Source organism: Treponema endosymbiont of Eucomonympha sp., assembly GCF_001028545.1.
Window position 1 is genome coordinate 1 of sequence record NZ_BBPW01000393.1, and the last position, 643, is coordinate 643.

A 643-nucleotide genomic window follows, 5' to 3' on the forward strand; every position below is an offset into this window, starting at 1 on the left:
CCGACACCCCGCAGCGCGTTGCGCCCGACACGTCGCAGAAGGTGCCGATACGCTTCGGCGGGAGGATAACAGCCTATATGCGCGAAAAGCGGGACACGGGGGCACTGTGCGGAATATCGCTGGCAATAGCGGGCTGGCTCCGCTACCTTCTGGCGGTCGACGACGACGGCAAGCCGCTTGAACTCAGCGCCGACCCTATGCTGGAGACGCTCCGCGGCTTAATGCGGGGAATCCGCTTCGGCGAGCCGACTTCTGCGGCGGGCAGGCTCAAGCCGATTCTGTCGAACGCGGCGCTGTTCGGTGTCGATTTGTACGAGACGAAGGTGGCGGAAAAAGTCGAGGCGATGTTTGCGGAACTCATTGCGGGACCGCAAACGGCGCTCGCGGTGCTGAACAAATACTTGACGTAGCCCGTGCAGAGCGCGGGTAACGACCGAGTTTTCTGAAAAACTCGGAGGTGGGCATAGCATATAGGCCAAACAGGACACGCAACTTGCAGGTTTTGCCCCGCTGTTTTTCCATTCGCCTGTCTGGGTAGTGTGGACTGGAAGATAGAGGAATAAACACCTGACATGAATGGCGGCGATGAAGGAAGCGGTGAGCTTTGCGTAGCGCGTGGCAATTCCCCGCCAGCGCTTGAGGG

Annotated in this window: 1 pseudogene; it reads left to right on the forward strand. The window is 60.0% G+C overall.

The annotated features are described in order from the left end of the window. Positions 1 to 410: pseudogene (locus AWU74_RS11980) on the forward strand (mannitol dehydrogenase family protein); the annotation flags it as partial. Positions 411 to 643 lie beyond the last annotated feature (233 nt).